The sequence below is a fragment of the Pseudoalteromonas sp. KG3 genome, assembly GCF_030436385.1.
GTDB lineage: Bacteria > Pseudomonadota > Gammaproteobacteria > Enterobacterales > Alteromonadaceae > Pseudoalteromonas > Pseudoalteromonas prydzensis.
Window position 1 is genome coordinate 2,380,900 of the sequence record NZ_CP098523.1, and the last position, 18,705, is coordinate 2,399,604.

An 18,705-nucleotide genomic window follows, 5' to 3' on the forward strand; every position below is an offset into this window, starting at 1 on the left:
TTAGTCTTTATAGCCCCAAGGTGCTGCTGGCGGTGTAATTGATTTAGCTAAATCAAAATCAACGCGAAACTCGCGGCCTTGGCGAATTAAACGGTAAGTGAATTTTTCTGGGTAGATATACATTTGCCACGTATTACCAATCGACTGTGGAATACCTTGGCTGACAAACAACTCTTTTGAATATTGATCTGCAGGGAAAGACTGCACACTCTCAAAACCCGCATCAATTGTATGGCCGCCATACATAGTAGATATATCATCAGTGCCATCTTTATGACGATGATCGTGTTTTAAGCTCAAGCCACTGCCTGTTTTGGTGATGATCCATGTACGTGACGCATCATCACCAACATGAAACGGCACTTGCAGTTCACTATCTGTGCATTTACGAACATGCATGACTAATTTTTTACCCGCAAACGAACTAGGACCAGCAGCATTATCAACTGTTACAGTTCCTTCATATGCTTTACCACAATGGGCGGCAATATTATCAAAAAAGCCATCATGGCTTGGAATAGATACTAAAGGTGCAGGGCGTGCAAACGCCGCCGTAGACGCCAGTAATAAGGTCGCCGCAGTTAATAATTTCATAGCATGTTCCTAAAAGTATAAAGTTACAGCTTAGCCTGTTAATAAATACAAAGGAAGTAATCGCGGTGAATGGTAATTTAGTTATAAGTTAGCGAGATGAAAGTTAGCCACCCAAAACAAATAACTCAAACAACTTTTTCTGCTCTGTTTTTTATCATTTTTAATAATGAGTTATGAAAATCTTGAAAAATAAACTCCCCCCATAAGCGAGAGTAAATAGTAAAGTTGGTATTATCTTCAACCGTTGTTTTTAAAGTTAACATAGTTTGTCCATTAGCTGTTGGTGTTAAATAATACCCTCCATAGAGAGGTGAAAAATATTCCCCTCCTAGCTTTACATGTTTGTCTAGTGCGTTGTCCGGAATCAAATCAGGATCTATATCAAACTGGTAGAGCATTTGTTTTCTTGGCTGCCAATCAGTTATAACCTCTTTAAAGACAACACCACTTTGCCATTTACTGGTTCTCACGGCTCCTACCCCCTGTGAATCCATATCCGCCTGCAAAGGCCGAGGAATACCAATTAATTGTGAAAATGACATTGGGAACTCTTCGTCTGCAATGTAACTCACACTCGCCAATTGCCGCCAAACAACATCTATTGGCGCATTGATAACAATTGAGTTTTTAACTTCATATGTTTGCGATAACTTTAAAAAATTGACCTCAAGAGGTGATAACATCAAGGGTAGCAGCACTATCGACATTGCTGCTTTTTTACTTTTTTGTACCAAGGTTCTATGTACAAAACCGGCCAATAAACCACCAATACTTGCAAATAACATAAATGCAGGTAGCGCCATGGCGACGCAGATACTTCCCTCTAAAAGAGTGATTATACTTACCAATAAAAACACAAAAATAGGCTGCCAGGCCTTAACGGCCATTTGCTTATAGGTTAACAATGTCTCTGATGTGCATTCAAAATAAACTCGAATATAGCCAATCGCAACAGGGACTAAAAACATAAAAGAAATAGTGACTAAACTACCAAAGTTAAACTTATCACTGAACTCTAGGAATAACCGCATAGATATTCCATAAAGCACACCTAAAATAATGCCTATGTATTTTGGAGAAAGCGTTCGCATAAATAGTTCTTATAATATTTAATTGCCGATAACGTTCCGAAGTTAACAACTATTTTTAACCGCGGCAATAAAAAACGCGGCCTTGGCCGCGTTTCATTGTTTAATAACTTTTAAATCACTACTGCCAAGGACGCTCAGCGTTAAGCTTTGCTTCAAACGCATCAATTTGTGGATTCAGCGTTTCGGTTACACCGATAAAGTCTAAGCCGCTTAATAAACGCTCTTTTACGTCTTTACGGATATCAAAACTGATTGGGGCAAACTTGTTACTGGTAAGCACCTGATTTTCAAGATCGATGTCGATATGAATATCATCATGTTGCTCGCTTAGTACAAACAAATCTTCCAATGTTTGCGCTGGTAGTGCAATCGCTAACATTTGGTTATTGCCACAGTTATTAAAGAAAATATCTGCAAAGCTTTCCGCTAAAATTACTTCAAAGCCATATTGCTTAAGTGCCCATGGTGCGTGCTCGCGTGATGAGCCACAACCAAAGTTATCGCGGGTTAGTAATATTTGCGCGCCTTGATAACACGCACGGTTTAAAATAAATTCAGGGTTTGGCTCGCCATTATCTAAATAGCGCCAGTCATAAAACAATGCTGCATCAAAGCCATCACGGCTGGTTGAGGTTAAGAACTGCTTTGGAATGATTTGATCGGTATCAACGTTGTTTTTATCAAGTGGGGCCATTAAGCCACTAAAAAAAATGCTCATTAGGCTTCTCCTCTAATATCAACAAAGCGACCATGAATTGCTGCCGCAGCGGCCATTGCAGGGCTTACTAAATGTGTACGACCACCTCGGCCTTGGCGACCTTCAAAATTACGGTTTGAGGTGGATGCACAGCGCTTGCCTGCACCTAACCGGTCGTCATTCATTGCTAAGCACATTGAACAACCCGGCTCACGCCACTCAAAGCCAGCCGCTTTAAAAATATCAGCTAGGCCTTCATCTTCAGCCTGTTTTTTCACCAAACCAGAGCCAGGTACGATTAACGCTTCAACACCCGGCGCGACTTTTTTACCTTCAACAATTTGTGCGGCGGCGCGTAAATCTTCAATACGGCTGTTGGTGCATGAACCAATAAATACCGTATCTACCATCGCTGACGATAACTTATCACCAGCGTTTAAGCCCATATATTTAAGTGCACTGCGGATCGCATCAGCTTTAATTAAATCAGGCTCTTTATCTGGATCAGGAATACACTCATCAACACCAATAACTTGCTCAGGGCTGGTGCCCCAAGTAATTTGCGGCTGAATGCTGCTCGCTTCTAGCTCAACAACTAGATCAAACTGTGCGCCTTCGTCAGTTTTTAGCGTTTCCCAGTAGGCAACTGCGGCATCAAAATCTGTGCCTTTCGGTGCAAACGGGCGACCTTTTAAGTAATCATAAGTAATTTGATCCGGTGCGATTAAACCTGCTTTTGCGCCCATTTCAATACTCATGTTACACAATGTCATACGCGCTTCCATTGACAGTGCTTCAATGCCTTCACCACAAAACTCAGCTACATAACCAGTTCCACCGGCGGTACCTAGTTTACCAATCACCGCCATGATCAAATCTTTGGCCGTCACAGTTGGTCGTAATACACCATTAATTTGAATTTTTAATGACTTGGCTTTTTTCTGTTGTAGCGTTTGCGTTGCTAGTACGTGCTCAACCTCTGACGTACCAATACCGTGAGCAAGTGCACCAAATGCACCGTGGGTTGATGTATGGCTATCGCCACAAACAATGGTAGTACCAGGTAAAGTGATCCCTTGCTCAGGCCCCATTACATGTACTATGCCTTGGTTAATTGAGTTTAAATCATAAAGCGTAATGCCAAATTCTTTACAGTTGGCATCAAGCGCCATTAATTGATTTTTTGATACTTCGCTTGCGGCATCTAATGAGCGGCTTTTGGTCGATACATTATGATCCATGGTTGCGATGGTTTTTTCAGGACAACGTACTGTACGGTTTTTCTCTCGCAAGCCAGCAAACGCTTGCGGCGATGTCACTTCGTGTACTAAATGACGGTCAATATAAAGTAAGTCGGTTTGCTCATTAATACTGGCAACGACATGTGCTTGCCAAATTTTATCGTATAAGGTTTGGGCCACTTGCGGATCCCCTAATTTGTTTGGCTCGCCGCGTGACGGTGCAGCGAGTGAATAATTGTTTAAATTCTGCTGTTTTATATTCTCTCGACAATCGCAGCAGCAACATCTTGGGTGGTATAACCCGCATTTGGGTAAATATCTGGTGTACCAACACCTGCTTCGACCGCTTCAGCAACGGCTTTTTCAATGCTACGTGCGGCTTCATCTTGACCTAGTGAATAACGTAGCATTAACGCAGCACTTAAAATTTGCGCAATAGGATTAGCAATCCCTTTACCCGCGATATCTGGCGCAGAGCCACCAGCAGGTTCGTACAAGCCAAAGCCTGATTGATTTAAGCTAGCTGATGGTAATAAGCCCATAGAACCTGTGATCATGGCGCATTCATCTGACAAAATATCACCAAATAGGTTATCGCACAGTAGCACGTCAAACTGACTTGGTTGTTTTACTAGTTGCATTGCAGCGTTATCAACGTAAATATAATCTAGGCTCACTTCTGGGTAGTCTTTGCTTACCTCTGTAACCACTTCGCGCCATAATACGCTTGATGCCAATACGTTAGCTTTATCAACCGAGGTAACATGGTTATTACGTAATTTTGCTGCTTCAAAAGCAAAACGCGCAATACGTTCAATTTCTTTACGTGAATAGGTTTGCGTGTCGAAAGCGGCTTCATCAGCCCCTTCACCACTGCGGCCTTTGTCACCAAAGTAAATGCCGCCGGTTAATTCACGCACACATAAAATATCAAAACCTTGTGCGCTGATATCAGCACGCAGTGGCGATGCAGCGCTCAGTGCTGGTAATAGTTGCGCTGGGCGTAAGTTACAAAACAAACCAAAGTGTTTGCGCAGTGGTAAAAGTGATGCACGCTCTGGTTGTTCGTTTGGCGGTAAGTTTTCCCACTTAGGGCCACCCACAGAGCCAAACAGAATTGCATCGGCGCTTTCACATGCCGCTAAGGTAGTATCAGGTAATGCTTTACCAAATTCATCGATAGCAGCACCACCAATCGCATGTGGGTGGCGAGTCAAAGTAAAACCAAATTTACTGCTTACAGCATCCAATACTTGCTCTGCTGCTGCCATTACTTCTGGGCCGATACCGTCGCCTGCTAATACTGCAACGCTATAATTTGATTGACTCATCCTGCTTTCCTTTGTTGTTTTAAATCTGACACTTTTTGTGCGCGATAAATTAAGTTATAAACACGGATCATGGCGCGTACTGACGCCTCAACCACATCCGCCGCGATACCTGCACCGTGATAAGGGCGGCCATCGTATTTCGCTATAATATTGACTTGGCCAAGTGAACTGGCACCTTCACCGGTCGCCTCTAAATTAAATTCAATCATCTCAACAGCCATACCCGTTAAACGCTCAATCGCTAAGAATGATGCCTCTACAGGGCCATTACCGGTAGCCGCTTCTTGTTTAGACTCACCATTAATCGTCATACCAATTGTAGAGCTTGCCACTGACTGCGAGTTAGACGTTGAGTTAACAAACTCTAATTGGTACTTTTCGTCTTTATCACTGATTTGATTAAAATAAATCATCGCTTCAAGATCGTAGTCGTACACAGTACCTTTTTGGTCGGCAAGGGTTAAGAAGCTTTCATATAGGCTGTCCATATCATAATCAGACTTTTGATAGCCTAATTCTTCAAGGCGGTGCTCAATAACATGGCGTCCTGAACGTGAAGTCATGTTTAATTGATTGTTTGGCACACCAACACTTTCTGGCGACATAATCTCATAGGTGTTTTGCGCTTTTAATACGCCATCTTGGTGAATACCCGAACTGTGAGCAAAGGCGTTCTCACCAACAATGGCTTTATTCGGCTGCACAGGCATATTACAAATTTTTGCTACTTGGCGTGAGGCGCGATAGATTTCTTCACTGCGAATATCGGTATACACTTTTAAGTGGTCTTGGCGCATCTTCATGATCATCGCCACTTCTTCAAGCGAGCAGTTACCCGCACGCTCACCAATCCCATTAATCGTACATTCTATCTGCCTTGCACCGGCTTGTACCGCAGCAATTGAATTGGCAACGGCTAAACCTAAATCGTTATGGCAATGTACACTTAACCGTGCTTTATCAATGTTTGGCACGTTATTCATTAAATGGCGGATCATTGCAGCGTATTCGTCTGGTGTTACAAAACCAACGGTATCCGGTAAGTTAATCGTTGATGCACCGGCGTTAATCGCCTGCTCAACAATTTTGCATAAATCCCAATGCGGTGTACGGCCTGCGTCTTCGCATGAAAATTCCACATCATCAGTATAATTACGGGCAAGTTTGATTGATTTAACCGCCATTGCTGTGGCGTCATCTAAGCTCATGCGCAGTTTGTGTTCTAAATGCAACGGGCTAGTAGCAATAAAAGTATGAATTCGACTTTGCTGTGCGCTGCGAAGTGCTTCGCCACAGGCTTCAATATCTTTAGCAACAGCACGCGCTAAACCACAAATAATTGGGCCTTTCACTTCTGTGGCAATACGTTGTACTGAACGAAAATCAGCAGGGCTCGAAACCGGAAAACCAACTTCCATCACATCCACATTTAGGCGACTAATAGTATGCGCCAGCTGGATTTTATCTTCTTCAGTTAGGCTCGCTTTAAGCGCTTGCTCACCATCACGTAAGGTGGTGTCGAAAATCCATACTTTATCTTGTTCTTGCATAATCTACCCTTAATTCTCTGCTGCCCTGGATGCGAGATAAAAAAAACCCCGCAATATGCGGGGTTTTTTGTGTTTACTTAATGCAAATACACTAATCCCCGCTCACGTGCACTAGCAGTAAGAGGTTTAGTTTTAATGTAATTAAATGAGTATTTTGCATCGTCTTTACTAAATGTGTGTGTTCAGTGAGGCCTATTTTTAACACTTCAAAACAATACAAGCAAGCATAATATTTCCAAGAAAAGGAATTTAACACCATATAAAAAGAAATAACAATCCAAAAAATTAAATTTAAAGCATAAAAAAACACAAAAAACCAAAAATAAAAGTCTATTAAACTAATCAGCTTACAGCCTTCGCCTAGATTAACTCTTTGTTATTTTTTACTCTTTATTCCCATCTCGTACATAATTGCTAGCGCCACGAGTAATGTAGCGTAATTGCCAAATTAAGCGCTCGACTAACTCTTCTCGTTGTTGGCCTTCAATATCAAGGGCTTCAGCACCGGCATTAAATACTAGCGTGACCATAGCCTCTGCTTGAATATACGCATGAGTGGCATCACAGGGAGTTTCGCTTTCAAGGTAGTGGGCAAGCTCTAAAATAAAGTGTTTAATTTCACGGGCTACAGCGGCTCTAAACGCTTTAGAAGTGCCGGAACGTTCCCGTAGTAGTAGCCTAAATTGGTTACTAGAATTATCGATAAACTCCATAAATGTTACCACTGAGGTGGTAATAATACTGCCACCACTAGCTATACGGCGACGTGCTTGGCGCATTAGCTGGCGCAGCGTTAAACCGGCTTCATCTACCATAGTTAAACCTAGTTCATTCATGTCTTTAAAGTGGCGGTAAAATGAGGTTGGTGCTATACCTGCTTCACGGGCAACTTCACGTAAACTTAAATTAGAAAAACTATGATCGGCGCTCAATTGGTTAAATGCCGCCTCAATTAAAGCTTGTCGTGTTTTTTGTTTCTGTTGCGCGCGAACACCCGACATGAACTACTCCTTGATTTAATTTAAATCAATTTATGGTGATTTTTATCTTAATTCCCCAGTCTAATACTTGACGGCAGGAGAATGAAATATTATTTTAGCTTACAAGTGTACGCTCAGATTTGAACAGATGAAAAAACCACCGATTATTTGGACCAACGTCCTATTTTTTAGCATTACCTTTTTGGCAGCCGCCATCTTAGTACCTTGGTATGGAATTACCTACGGGTTTACTAGCGCGCATTGGATTGCCTTCGTTGCTTGTATGTTTTATGCCGGTATGTCGATTACCGCTGGCTACCATCGCTTGTGGGCCCATAAAACTTACGACGCCCACCCTTTTGTTGAAGCTTTTTTTGCTTTAGGTGGTGCTTTTGCACTGCAAAATAGTGCTCTGCACTGGAGTAGTGACCATCGCGTTCATCATGGCCAAGTTGATGACCCTGTAAAAGACCCTTATGCTGCAACTAATGGCTTTTGGTATAGCCACATCGGCTGGATGCTTCGTGATTACCAAGGCGACAGCTATGGTGATTACAGTAATTGTCGTGATTTACAACGCAATAAAATAGTGATGTGGCAACACCGCCATTATATGAAATTAGTGCTAGCGACTAATATTGGCATTCCACTTGTACTTGGCTTAATGATTGGTGATGTATTGGGTATGCTTTTATTAGCCGGATTATTGCGCTTGGTATTGAGTCAGCATTTCACCTTCTTTATCAATTCTGTGGCACATATCTGGGGATCTCGTCCTTATACTGAAAAAAATACCGCCCGTGATAACGGCTTTTTAGCCTTATTTACTTATGGCGAGGGTTACCATAACTTTCACCATATTTTTGCCAGTGACTATCGCAATGGCATAAAATGGTTTCATTATGATCCAACAAAATGGATGATCCGCGCTTTTGCGGCTGTTGGTCTTGCTAAAAAATTAAAACGTACGCCGGTTGAACGCATCGAAAAAGCTAAAGCCGAAACGTTAATGAATAGAACGCAAAACCGTTTAGCTAAATTGCCTTTAGCGCAAGATAAGCTTACATTATTGCAGCAAGAGTACGATTTATTGCTGAAAAAGCTACAGCACTATTGCGCACTAAAAAAGCAGGTATTAGAAGTTAAAAAGAATAACATGCTGCAACAATGCGAAAAATCAGCTTTAATGACACAATATCATGAGTTGGAAGCGGCCTGGGAAAACCAAAAACAGGCGTGGCTTGCACTCAATGCGAGGTTATTAAAAGCCTCTTTTAGCTAATGTAGGAGTGGCTGTGGCCAAACAACAAGTAAAGCAAGAACAACCATCATTTCAGTATGATGCAATTATTATAGGCACAGGTCCTGGCGGTGAAGGTACCGCCATGAACCTGTCTAAAAGCAACAAAAAAGTGGCCGTTATCGAACGCCAAGCTGCCGTTGGTGGTGGTTGCGTACATTGGGGTACTATCCCTTCAAAAGCACTACGTCACTCTGTTAGCCGCTACATAGAATACAAAGCAAACCCATTGTTTAATGTCGGTGAGCGCCCTAGTCGGTTAACGTTTCCTGATATTTTGCACCACGCCAGCTCGGTTATTTCTAAGCAATCAAATTTACGCAGTAGCTTTTACGACCGTAACCGCATTCATATGTTTCAAGGTGATGCCAGCTTTGTTGATAAGCACACGATTGAAATTAAACGTCTTGATGGTTCAACCGAACGACTAACTGCTAAAACCATTGTTATTGCTACAGGTTCTCGCCCTTATCGTCCACCTGAAGTCGACTTTACCCATTCACGTATTTACGACAGCGATACTATTTTAGGGCTAGAGCATGACCCTCATCGCGTTTTAATTTATGGCGCTGGGGTAATTGGCTGTGAATACGCTTCGATCTTTAAGGGTTTAGGCGCAAAGGTAGATTTAGTAAATACTCGCGACCGCTTACTCGCTTTTATGGATGCTGAAATCTCAGATGCGTTAAGCTATCACTTTTGGAATAGCGGCATTGTAATTCGTCATAACGAAGAGTTTGACCGCATTGAAACCCGTGATGATTGCGTTGTTATGCATTTAAAATCAGGCAAACGCGTTAAAGCTGACTGTATTTTATTTGCCAATGGTCGCACCGGCAACACTGACGGACTTAACCTTGCAGCGGTTGATTTAAAAGCCGATGGCCGCGGGCAGTTAAAAGTTAATGAAACTTACCAAACTGAGGTCGATAACATTTATGCAGTCGGTGATGTCATTGGCTACCCTAGCCTTGCCAGTGCGGCGTTTGATCAAGGCCGCATTGCAGCCGATGCGATTGCCTGTGGCAACTGCGATGAAAAACTCATTATTGATATTCCGGCAGGTATTTATACCATTCCTGAAATGAGCTCTGTGGGTAAAACCGAGCAACAGCTTACTGCTGCTAAAATCCCCTATGAAGTGGGTCGTGCGCAGTTTAAACACTTAGCGCGAGCACAGATTGCCGGTACCGAAGTAGGTAGTTTAAAAATATTATTCCACACTGAAACCAAAGAAGTACTGGGTGTGCATTGTTTTGGCGAGCGTGCCTCGGAAATCGTGCACATTGGCCAAGCCATTATGGAACAAAAAAATGGCGGCAATAATATTGATTACTTTGTAAATACCACTTTTAACTACCCAACCATGGCTGAGGCCTACCGTGTTGCGGCGTTAAATGGTTTGAATCGCTTGTTTAAATAACCATTGATAACGACTAACAAAAAGCCCGCTTAATGTAAGCGGGCTTTTTTAATGACAAAAATAACTAATTACTCGTTACTTAACATATTATTACTTATGGTATTGCGCGCTAAATTCATGCACTGCGTTTATGAATACACCTGCATTTTCAGGATCTACATCTGGGGTAATACCGTGGCCTAAATTAAATACATGACCATTACCGGTACCAAAATCCTTAAGAATTGTTGCTACTTCTTCGCGAATACGTTCTGGTGTGCCATGAAGCATTGACGGGTCCATATTACCCTGTAGCGCCACTTTATCGCCAACACGTCGTTTGGCATCGCCAATATTTATAGTCCAATCAAGGCCTACGGCATCACAGCCAGTTGCAGCAATTGCTTCTATCCATTGGCCGCCATTTTTAGTAAACAGCGTTACAGGCACTTTACGGCCATCGTAATCACGAATTAAGCCATCAACAATCTTATGCATATATTGTAATGAAAACTCGTTGTAATCACGTGGGCTTAAAACGCCACCCCATGAGTCAAATACCATGAGTGACTGTGCACCCGCTTTAATTTGCGCATTTAGGTAATCGATCACAGAGTCGGCTAGCTTATCAAGCAATAAGTGCAGTGTTTGTGGCTCTGCAAATGCCATTTTTTTTATTTTACCGAAGACCTTGCTGCTACCACCTTCAACCATGTAAGTCGCAAGAGTCCAAGGCGAACCTGAAAAACCAATTAACGGCACTTCACCTTTCAACTCACGGCGAATAGTGCTCACCGCATTCATTACATAACCAAGTTCATCAGTTGGGTCTAACTTTGGAATCTTTTTAACATCAGCTAATGATGAAATCGGGCGCTCAAACTTAGGGCCTTCACCCGTTTCAAAGTACAAGCCTAAACCCATTGCATCAGGGATAGTTAAAATGTCACTAAATAAAATAGCGGCATCTAATGGGTAGCGTCGCAGTGGCTGAAGTGTCACTTCGCACGCTAGCTCAGCATTTTTACACAGGCTCATAAAATCGCCCGCTTGTGCACGTGTTGCGCGGTATTCAGGTAAATAACGCCCTGCTTGGCGCATCATCCATACCGGAGTTACATCAACTGGTTGTTTTTGTAATGCACGTAAATAACGGTCGTTTTTTAATTCGCTCATGCGTAAGTGATCCTAAAGCTTTTATGAAATTGCGCAGATTGTATCACCATATCGCACAGCGCTCTATCGCTATAACAGCAAAACGCACTTGGATAGATATAGATCATGGGTTTTATTTTTCGCTTAAAAACCGAGCAACACGCAGTAACATTTGAAGTTTTTTATTAATATGTTTGCAACATTGTAAAAAGCTTGGTATAACTTGTTCCGCGTTAACAATAAAAACAATAAAAATTTAATAACAACAAAAATAAAAATCTTCCCATAACAATAAGAAAGCTTGTTTTAACAGGTCATGGAAAAAGAAATTAAACCACCATTTATGGTGGTTTTTTCTTGCCTGAAACAATTGCAAAGTAGTAATAATAACTACATAAATATCAATGCATTAAGCTTTTATTACTAAATTATTTAAAAAATGTGTTGATCTTTACTGCATATTTCATTGTTATAGAAGAAACCAACCCAGCTAAGGAGAATGATAATGCTGACGCGTTTGGAAAAAGCTCAACAAAAATGGGGTGGTAGCCACACCGTTATCGATAAATGGCTTACAGAACGTCAAGAGCTGTTAGTTTTATATTGTCGTATTGCTGGCTTTTCACCGTATGATCAAAAAGACCACGCTTTACCAGATCAATTACAGATCCAAAGTTTTTGTCAAATTTTGATGGATTACTTATCTGCTGGGCATTTTGAAGTGTATGACGACATTGCCAAAGCATGCGAGCAAAAAGGCCCGAGTAGCCAGCAGCTTGCAAGTGAACTTTATCCGCGAATTTCAGAAACCACCGATATTGCACTTGATTTTAATGATAAATATGCGGAAGTGGATAAAGAAGATTTACTCAAAGATTTTGATGATGACTTATCAAAACTAGGCGAAGCACTTGAGCTGCGCTTTGAGTTAGAAGATGAATTAATCGATAATTTATATTCTAATCACACCTAAATAACACACAATTATGATGCAGCAAGGAGTCCAGCTCCTTGTTTGTTTCACTGTAGCCCAACCAATAAAAAATTAAATATTCCAAACCACCCCAAATAATTGAAATTTATATTCTCATAATGTAATGATAGCGCCATTGTGTATAAAAATAACAAAGGCTCACTATGAATAAACGTACATTTTTAAAGTCTGTATCACTCATCAGTGCAGGATTACTCGCTAGCAATAGCGTTCAAGCAGCTAACCTATCAAGCCAAACTACGCTAAGTTTAAAAAAGCCGAACGCCTTGCCAAGAAGAGGCACAATTGGTGTAGCTAGCCCATCAGCGGCAACAGCAAATCAAAAAGATATTATTTTAGCTAAGCAAGTTATAGAGGCACTCGGTTACCAAGCTAAGTTAGCTCCCAATATTATGGCCAGACGTGGGCACCTTGCAGGTACTGATACACAGCGTGCAGATGATCTTAATGCACTGTTTAGCGACAGCAGTGTTGATGCTATTTTTTGCTTACGAGGTGGCTCAGGGGCTGCGCGTATTTTACCGTTACTCGATTACGCCATGATCCGCGCTAACGCTAAACCATTGATGGGCTACTCAGATATTACGGCACTTCACAATGCGTTGCTGGCTAAGGCGGGGATTGTTAGCTTTCATGGTCCCAATGCATCAAGTAACTGGAACCCGTTTCATGTGAAGCAGTTTAAACAAATGTTTGAACAACAAACACGCATGCATTTTAGCAACTTACCTAAAGCCGAAGACGAACTAGTTAATAGCCAATACCTCACCCAAACCATCACACCTGGTAAAGCAACTGGGCAACTAATTGGTGGTAACTTAACTGTACTTACGGCCTTGGCGGGCTCAGCTTATTTACCTGATTTTGACGGGGCAATTTTATTTTTAGAAGATATTGATGAAGCACCTTATCGCATTGACCGTATGCTTAGCACTTTAAAGCTCATGGGCGCGCTGGATAAAATAGCCGGTTTTGTATTTGGTGATTGTAATGACTGTAAGCCTGGTAGAGGCTATGGCTCATTAACCCTTGATGAAATTTTTGCAGATTACATTAAACCACTAGGTATTCCTGCTTATCGTGGCGCGATGATTGGCCATATTAAACGACAGTTTATTTTACCAGTCGGTACGCAAATTGAGCTTAATGCTGATGCAGGTACGTTGACCATGAAAGAAGCCGCTTTCAGCTAAAATTTTAGCAATAAAAAAGGGGCTAATTAGCCCCTTCTCAATACAGAATAACTCATTACTCTGCAGCAGCTGCCTGCTCTTCGTCTTGAATTTCAAGTAGTTCTACTTCAAAAACAAGCGTTGAGTTAGCTGGAATTTTACCTAAGTCACGGTCGCCGTAAGCAAGCTCAGCAGGAATAGTGAACTTGTACTTAGAGCCAACTGGCATAAGTTGCAAACCTTCAGTCCAACCAGCGATTACGCGGTTAAGAGGGAAAGTTGTTGGTTCGTTACGTGAATAAGAGCTGTCAAATTCAGTGCCGTCTAATAAAGTACCTTTGTAATGTACTTTTACTACATCAGTAGCAACTGGTTTTTCGCCATCACCTTGAGTGATCACTTCATACTGTAGGCCAGACTCAGTAACTGTAACGCCTTCTTTGTTAGCGTTATCTGCTAGGTATTTAACGCCTGCAGCTTGGCTCTTTTCAGCTTCAACTTTAGCCTGTGCTTCTTGTTTAGTACGCACTGATGTATCTAATGCAGTTAATACTTCACGAATTTTTTCTTCGTCAATTTTTGCATCGCCAGCAAGGGCGTCTTCAAAACCACGAATTAGTAGTGTTTGATCAAGCTCAATACCTAGCTCTTTTTTGTCAGCTAAATCTTTATTTAAGAAGTTACCAACAGATGCACCGATGCCGTATGCTTGTTGTTGTGCTTCAGTATCTAGTTTAACAGGTGCTTGCTCTTGTTTTGCTTCTTGATTACAAGCTGTTAGCGCAAAAACTGACGCTGCAATCAATGACAATTTAATCGTCTTTTTCATTTTAAATCTCCGACACACTTTGCAGATGTCATTTATTGTATTATTACTAGTTAATGATTAACGGCCCATGATAGGCTACTTATCTAATTGCTGATTGCAAGCTACCGCTCACTTTCAAGTTATTAGATAAACAACCTTGGCCTTTAACGTGCCCTAGTCTAACCTCTCAATCACTAAGAGTTAAGGGGAAATACCTGTAATATGTCGATATTTCGTACTTTTTTGTATCTTCTGTGCTGCACCTTACTAATTGCCTGCTCAGAACAAAAAGACCAAGCGACTGCAAGCTATGAGCATGCAGCTAGAGGTGCGTTTGCCTCAGCGGTATCCCATGATGGCAAATACAGCCTGATCTCATCCATACACCATGGGGTCGCCCTGTGGGATAATCAACAGCAAGTACTAAAATACCAATGGTTTCAGCAGCGAGCTCAAGATAGCTTAGTCCACACTGTCGCCATTGCGTATGACAATAGCCATGCTGTCACCGCAGAAAAAACCACTTTTGCAGTTTGGGATATTGCTAGCGGTAAAAATACCGGCTATTACAAAATCAAAACCGCCACCATTCGAGATATCGCTATTAGCAACCAAGGTCGCAGCGTTTTATACGGCCGTAGCGATGGCGTGGTCGTTTACCTCGAGTTAGAGACCGGTAGACGCATAGAGTTCCTTGGCCACCAAGAAAAAATTAACGCGGTGGATTTATCCCCTAATGGACATTTTGCCCTCAGTGGCTCTAACGACTACGTCGCCTACTTTTGGGACACGCGAACAGGGCAAGTGATCCATCGCTTTAATCACCCAACCAGAGTGACTCAAGTGACCCTTGATCCACAAGGTCGCTATGCATTTACCGCAGACAGTATGGCACAAGCACATGTATGGCAGCTGACAACAGGTGATCTTGTTAGTAAACTGGCGTATATTGCCCGACAGAAAATTTTCACTGCGGTACGCTTTAATGACGCAGGCACCTTACTTGCTACCGGCTCACCTAATCGCTTAGTTGAGTTATGGCAATTAGATACCGGTGAAAAAATTCAAAGTTGGCATGTCACCCCGCGCGAAGGCAGCAGACCTAAATCGGCGGTGGTGCTAGATGTTGCTTTTACTGACAACGATACAAGGTTGTTAACCGAAAGCTCCAGCGGAATAGCTGAGCGCTTTATTAGACGAGATAAAAATGAACACAATTGAACATCGCTTAACAGAACTTGAAGCTAAAATAGCCTTTCAAGATGAAACGATTGAAATTTTAAATGACGAAATTAAGGTTCACCAGCAGCTGTTAGCGAAAATGAAACGCCAAACAGAGCTACTGGCCGAAAAAATTAAAGAGTCGCAATCATCACCGTCGATGATGTCTAATATGCCAGAGCCACCACCACCGCATTATTAATTGCAGTGGCTTAATCGCCTGGTTTAAACACGCCAATAACTTGCTCAAATTGGCGTGTTGATGCTTGCACTGCCTGTTCTGGCTGCGCCATTTTATGTCCGCATTGCATGCATTCAACTTTTTCTACGTCATGCTCTTTATAAAGCATCATCATATCCATTGTTTTACATTCTGGGCAGGTTGCTCCTGCAATAAATCGTTTTTTCTGCTTCACTACGCTTACTCACAGTTAGAAAAGAAACTCGCCGCATTTTAACCCAATAACTGTTCAGTTGATACGCTAGCAATTGAAATATAGCCCAGCTTCCGTGCTATGATAGCGCCAAGTTCACACAGGCACAGTAAAGCGCATAATACATGATCCAGATCTCAGAAATTGAATTACTCCGCGGCGGTAAAGCACTGCTTAAAGATGCATCGGCAACGTTATTTCCAGAGCACAAAGTCGGCCTCGTTGGTGCAAATGGTTGCGGTAAGTCGACACTGTTTAGCTTATTAAAATCTGAGCTACAGCTTGATGCAGGTAATTGCAGCATTCCTAAAGATTGGTCGATTGCCTCGGTAAAGCAAGAAACCCCTGCACTTGAGATAAGCGCCATAGATTATGTATTACAAGGCCACCCAGATTATTACGCCTTGCGTATTGCCCTGCGCGAGGCTGAACAGAATAACGATGGCGACACGCAAGCCAAAGTTCATATCCAGTTAGAAAACATCAAAGGCTACAGCATTGAAGCCAAAGCCGGTGAACTGCTGCATGGTTTAGGGTTTGCCAATAACCAAATCGAAAACCCAGTGAGTGATTTTTCCGGTGGTTGGCGGATGCGCTTAAATCTTGCCCAAGCACTTATTCGCGACGCGGATTTATTATTACTGGATGAGCCAACCAACCATTTAGATTTAGATGCCGTGTATTGGCTAGAACGCTTTTTACGCGCCTACACAGGTACACTGGTATTAATATCGCATGACCGTGAGTTTTTAGACGCGGTAGTTGATCAAATTTGGCATATTGATAAGCAGCTGATCAATGTCTACAAAGGTAATTACTCGCAGTTTGAACGCCAAAAAGCAGAACGCTTATTACAGCACCAAGCCATGTTTGAAAAACAACAAGAACAAATTGCCCACCTTGAGCAGTTTATTACCCGCTTTAAAGCCAAAGCCAGTAAAGCTAAGCAAGCACAAAGCCGTGTTAAAGCGCTTGAACGTATGGAAAAACTCGCCCCCGCTCACGCCGACTCGCCCTTTGACTTTGAATTTGCCGAGCCAATCGCGCTGCCAAACCCTTTGATGACCCTAGATAAAGCGCAAGCAGGTTATGGCGACACCACCATATTACACAGCATTAAACTTAACTTAGTACCGGGTAGTCGTATCGCCCTACTTGGTCGTAATGGCGCGGGTAAGTCTACGTTAATCAAATTGCTATCAGGTGAGTTACAACCGCAAGCCGGTGAAGTGTTCCAACATCAGGGTTTAAACATTGGTTACTTTGCCCAGCATCAGTTAGAGTCGCTGGATTTAAAAGCCAGCGCAGTCACTCATTTACAGCGCCTAAATCCAAAAGCCAGCGAGCAATCGCTACGCGACTTTTTAGGTGGTTTTGCCTTTATTGGTGATAAAGCCCTTGAGCCAGTTGCGCCGTTTTCTGGTGGCGAAAAAGCCCGCCTAGTTTTAGCCATGCTGGTTTATCAAAAACCGAACCTACTGCTACTGGATGAGCCTACTAACCACCTTGATTTAGAGATGCGTCATGCCCTGGTTATGGCACTGCAAGGCTTTGAAGGCGCGATGGTAACGGTATCTCATGATCGTCACATGCTAAAAAACACCGCCGACGAATACTACTTAGTCGATAACGGTGAAGTAACTCAATTTGGCTACGACTTAGACGAATACTATCAATGGCTACTCAACGCCAACAAAGAAGCGGCAAAAGCCACTCAAGCTGACGATGAACCAAAAGCAAACTCACAAGTAAATCGTAAAGAGCAAAAGCGCCTAGAGGCCGAATTTAGAAAAGCCGTGCAACCACTTAAAAAACAGATTGAAAAGCTTGAAAAACAACTCGATAAACACTCAGCGGAATTAGCTGAAATCGAAGAGGCACTTGGCGATAACGAGCTTTATAACGATGACAATAAAGCAAAGTTAAAAGAGCTAATAGCAAAACAAGCGACATTAACGCCAAAAGTAAATGACATCGAAGAGCAGCTACTTATGGCCCTTGAAGAGATGGAAGAAAAAGAACAAGCGTTTGCCGATGAACTTGCTTAACAGCAACGACTTTTGGCAATTTGCATGTCAGCTTTATAGTGAAGGTGATATGCAAGCGCGCCTGTTAGATTATCAAAATCAGCAAGGTAAAAACGTTAACCTGTGCCTGCTACTGTATTATTTAGATTCCCTCAATCTAGCAATTAGCCAAGATCAGCTAAACAAGCTTGAAGAATCCATTAGTGAGTTTGAGCAGCAGGTATTAACACCCTTGCGTGCCACACGCGTCTATTTAAAAGCCAATCAAACCGAAATTGCAGATTATGCTGCAATTCGTAAAGAACTGCTCAGTGCCGAGCTAAAACTAGAAAAACAACAACAACAGATGTTAATAACCACAATTAATAGCTTTGCGCTAACACCTTGCAGCGCGCCACATAACATATCGCTCTATTTGTAAAAGTTCTCATGTAGGTCGTGCTTTAGCGCGACAATCCTAATAACAAAAATAATTCATGGCTAAAGCCATTTCCTACGGGTAACCAAATTTTTTCATTCCCCCCTCATTTACTTCTCATTCTCTTCTCTTTGTGCAAAAAGACCTTTTAATGACTTATTCACAAAGAGGGTGAGAGACACTGCGTTTATTAAGAGGAAAGCCAGTAAAAGCTATACTAGCGCTTGTGTAGGTCGTGCTTTAGCGCGTTAATTCTGAGGCTGTAGGCTTGTTGTTATTTTTGGTTCTCA

At 42.2% G+C, this 18,705-nt stretch carries 18 protein-coding genes; 8 read left to right on the forward strand and 10 right to left on the reverse strand.

The annotated features are described in order from the left end of the window. The 7 genes from NDQ71_RS11290 to fabR form a co-directional block, all read right to left on the reverse strand. Positions 1–594, reverse strand: a complete 594-nt coding sequence (locus tag NDQ71_RS11290; protein ID WP_301561647.1) for a hypothetical protein — start codon at positions 592–594, stop codon at positions 1–3. Between the two features lie 125 nt (positions 595–719). Then, positions 720–1,685 carry a hypothetical protein gene (locus tag NDQ71_RS11295; RefSeq protein WP_283709856.1) on the reverse strand — a complete coding sequence of 322 codons (966 nt, stop codon included), beginning with the start codon at positions 1,683–1,685 and terminating at the stop codon, positions 720–722. Positions 1,686–1,803: 118 nt separating this feature from the next. Beyond that, on the reverse strand, positions 1,804–2,403 hold the full coding sequence (gene leuD, locus NDQ71_RS11300) for a 3-isopropylmalate dehydratase small subunit (RefSeq protein ID WP_283709855.1): 600 nt from the start codon (positions 2,401–2,403) through the stop codon (positions 1,804–1,806). Next, positions 2,403–3,803: a 3-isopropylmalate dehydratase large subunit gene (gene leuC, locus NDQ71_RS11305; protein WP_301561648.1), complete on the reverse strand. Its 1,401-nt coding sequence runs from the start codon at positions 3,801–3,803 to the stop codon at positions 2,403–2,405. The genes leuD and leuC overlap by 1 nt, the downstream gene beginning before the upstream one ends. A gap of 74 nt (positions 3,804–3,877) precedes the next feature. Next, the gene (gene leuB / locus NDQ71_RS11310; RefSeq protein WP_192540594.1) at positions 3,878–4,954 is read right to left on the reverse strand and encodes a 3-isopropylmalate dehydrogenase; all 1,077 of its coding nucleotides are present in this window, start codon (positions 4,952–4,954) and stop codon (positions 3,878–3,880) included. Continuing rightward, positions 4,951–6,504 carry a 2-isopropylmalate synthase gene (gene leuA / locus NDQ71_RS11315; protein ID WP_301561649.1) on the reverse strand — a complete coding sequence of 518 codons (1,554 nt, stop codon included), beginning with the start codon at positions 6,502–6,504 and terminating at the stop codon, positions 4,951–4,953. The genes leuB and leuA overlap by 4 nt, the downstream gene beginning before the upstream one ends. 383 nt (positions 6,505–6,887) lie before the next feature. Then, positions 6,888–7,505, reverse strand: a complete 618-nt coding sequence (gene fabR / locus NDQ71_RS11320; protein ID WP_064667700.1) for an HTH-type transcriptional repressor FabR — start codon at positions 7,503–7,505, stop codon at positions 6,888–6,890. Between the two features lie 127 nt (positions 7,506–7,632). On the opposite strand from fabR, the gene NDQ71_RS11325 reads away from it, so the two are divergent. Next, on the forward strand, positions 7,633–8,766 hold the full coding sequence (locus NDQ71_RS11325; protein ID WP_301561650.1) for a fatty acid desaturase: 1,134 nt from the start codon (positions 7,633–7,635) through the stop codon (positions 8,764–8,766). A gap of 13 nt (positions 8,767–8,779) precedes the next feature. Then, positions 8,780–10,207, forward strand: coding sequence for a Si-specific NAD(P)(+) transhydrogenase (gene sthA, locus NDQ71_RS11330; RefSeq protein ID WP_301561651.1), 1,428 nt, complete (start codon positions 8,780–8,782; stop codon positions 10,205–10,207). Between the two features lie 90 nt (positions 10,208–10,297). On the opposite strand, the gene hemE is transcribed toward sthA, so the two are convergent. Then, positions 10,298–11,362: a uroporphyrinogen decarboxylase gene (gene hemE, locus NDQ71_RS11335; protein WP_301561652.1), complete on the reverse strand. Its 1,065-nt coding sequence runs from the start codon at positions 11,360–11,362 to the stop codon at positions 10,298–10,300. A 484-nt stretch (positions 11,363–11,846) separates the two neighbouring features. Between hemE and rsd the strand changes: the two genes are divergently transcribed. Then, the gene (gene rsd, locus NDQ71_RS11340) at positions 11,847–12,314 is read left to right on the forward strand and encodes a sigma D regulator (RefSeq protein WP_283709843.1); all 468 of its coding nucleotides are present in this window, start codon (positions 11,847–11,849) and stop codon (positions 12,312–12,314) included. 164 nt (positions 12,315–12,478) lie between these two features. Beyond that, a complete protein-coding gene (locus NDQ71_RS11345) occupies positions 12,479–13,528 on the forward strand; it encodes an LD-carboxypeptidase (protein ID WP_192540590.1) in 1,050 nt (349 codons plus the stop codon). A 55-nt stretch (positions 13,529–13,583) separates the two neighbouring features. On the opposite strand, the gene fkpA is transcribed toward NDQ71_RS11345, so the two are convergent. Beyond that, positions 13,584–14,336, reverse strand: a complete 753-nt coding sequence (fkpA, locus tag NDQ71_RS11350) for an FKBP-type peptidyl-prolyl cis-trans isomerase (protein WP_192540589.1) — start codon at positions 14,334–14,336, stop codon at positions 13,584–13,586. A gap of 201 nt (positions 14,337–14,537) precedes the next feature. Here fkpA and NDQ71_RS11355 point away from each other — a divergent pair, with 201 nt between their 5' ends. Together NDQ71_RS11355 and NDQ71_RS11360 are read left to right on the forward strand one after the other, a co-directional pair. Next, the gene (locus NDQ71_RS11355; RefSeq protein WP_192540588.1) at positions 14,538–15,536 is read left to right on the forward strand and encodes a WD40 repeat domain-containing protein; all 999 of its coding nucleotides are present in this window, start codon (positions 14,538–14,540) and stop codon (positions 15,534–15,536) included. After that, a complete protein-coding gene (locus NDQ71_RS11360; protein ID WP_064667692.1) occupies positions 15,523–15,738 on the forward strand; it encodes a SlyX family protein in 216 nt (71 codons plus the stop codon). The genes NDQ71_RS11355 and NDQ71_RS11360 overlap by 14 nt, the downstream gene beginning before the upstream one ends. Before the next feature lie 10 nt (positions 15,739–15,748). Here the strand turns inward: NDQ71_RS11360 and NDQ71_RS11365 are convergent, their stop codons facing one another. Further along, entirely contained in the window at positions 15,749–15,952 is a 204-nt protein-coding gene (locus NDQ71_RS11365; RefSeq protein ID WP_029216159.1) for a YheV family putative zinc ribbon protein, read from the reverse strand. Between the two features lie 143 nt (positions 15,953–16,095). Here NDQ71_RS11365 and NDQ71_RS11370 point away from each other — a divergent pair, with 143 nt between their 5' ends. Both NDQ71_RS11370 and NDQ71_RS11375 read left to right on the forward strand, forming a co-directional pair. Continuing rightward, the gene (locus NDQ71_RS11370) at positions 16,096–18,018 is read left to right on the forward strand and encodes an ATP-binding cassette domain-containing protein (RefSeq protein ID WP_192540587.1); all 1,923 of its coding nucleotides are present in this window, start codon (positions 16,096–16,098) and stop codon (positions 18,016–18,018) included. After that, the gene (locus NDQ71_RS11375; RefSeq protein WP_192540586.1) at positions 18,005–18,418 is read left to right on the forward strand and encodes a TIGR02444 family protein; all 414 of its coding nucleotides are present in this window, start codon (positions 18,005–18,007) and stop codon (positions 18,416–18,418) included. Before NDQ71_RS11370 ends, NDQ71_RS11375 begins: the two co-directional genes overlap by 14 nt. Positions 18,419–18,705: the final 287 nt, after the last annotated feature.